The sequence below is a fragment of the Stenotrophomonas sp. 05L44_2 genome, assembly GCF_056665995.1.
In genome coordinates, this window is record NZ_JBFTNR010000923.1 from 1 (window position 1) to 1,338 (window position 1,338).

Sequence of the window (1,338 nt, forward strand, 5' to 3'; positions counted from 1 at the left end):
CTGTGGATCATCCAGGCGTCATCGCCCCTTGAATCAAACTTTGAGGTGCCGGCGGCGCATGYGGCGTGATACTTTCCTCGTGCCTAGCGCGGCGATTGGATCTACGCGTGTTTATTGACATGTTCTTGGGCATCGCGCGCATCAGCTTCACGGCAACCTCCAGCAGGCCGATTAGGACGTATCGGACCTCCGCGAGGCGCCGCACGCGCCCTCGCCCCCCCCATCGGAACTCTCCAAGCACTGTCGCGCCCTCGAAATTCTCCAGTAAGATTCCGGTGCCGTATACTTTAGGCAGGGGTCCGAGCAAGGACCCCATTAAGTCGGGGCACCGTGCCGGCGAGGTCCGCCGTCTTTCGAGAGAAAGGGAATGGTAGTAGCGCTTACCTCAGAGCTCGACCAGCTCAAGGCCTTGGTGCAGGCCATCGATCCGCCAACGCGATTGGAGCACCTGACCGCAGCGCTGATTGGCGAGCTGATCGGGGTGTCGGTCGCGGTGGCCAAATCGGGCTTCCAACACGGGGCGGACGCCGGCACCACCGGACGACAAGAGCGGTTCTTACGCATCGAATGCAAGCGCTACCGGGACGACACCTCGCTCAGTGACCGGCTTCTGCTGGGCGAGATCGATCAGGCGATCGTGGCGGACCCGGCACTGGAGGCGTGGATCCTGGCAACCACGCGCGAGGCCGACGAGCAGCTCGAGCGTCAGCTGTTCAAGCACGGCAACGGCTACGGCATCGCTATCCTGATCGTCGACTGGAAATCCCACGACGACCCCGCCATGGCCGCGCTGCTGGCCTCCAATCCCGCGCTCGTATCTAAGCTGCTCGATCCGGCTGCCGGTGCCTTGGCCGCCCGGTTGGCGATCCCCTTGTGCGCGGCGATTGAGCGTCTGCGGCGCGATCTGGCAGCCTGGCACATCGGCACCGCCGTCGTTCGTCGTCAGTCGTTCGCGCGCCTGCGCTCAATCTGGACCGATCCGCGTCAATCGCAGTCTCATTTCGGCCAAGTCGTGTCCGGTGGCGCCAAGCGGCACATCCACCGTGCGCAGGTGTTGCGCCAGTTGGACGAGTGGTGGAGCGCACACAGCGGTACCGCGTCGCCGGCCTGCCTGACCGGTCTGTTCGGYGTGGGCAAGACTTGGGCGGTTATCGATTGGCTGATCGAGCGGGCCAACCACTTGCCGGCCACCTTGCTCATCCCGGCCGCTGCGGTAGGTGGGCGGGATCTGGGGTCGGTATACGAGGTCAAGTCCTTCTTGGCCGAGCGCTTGCTCGAGATGACGCAGGTGCGCGAAGCGCCATATTGGCGCGCCCGACTGGAGCGCATGCTGCTGCG

Annotated in this window: 1 protein-coding gene; it reads left to right on the top strand. The window is 64.4% G+C overall.

Annotated features, from left to right (window positions below):
• Positions 1 to 412 precede the first annotated feature (412 nt).
• A partial coding sequence (locus tag AC1VAN_RS22005) for a hypothetical protein (protein ID WP_480986766.1) occupies positions 413 to 1,338 on the top strand: 926 nt, incomplete at its 3' end.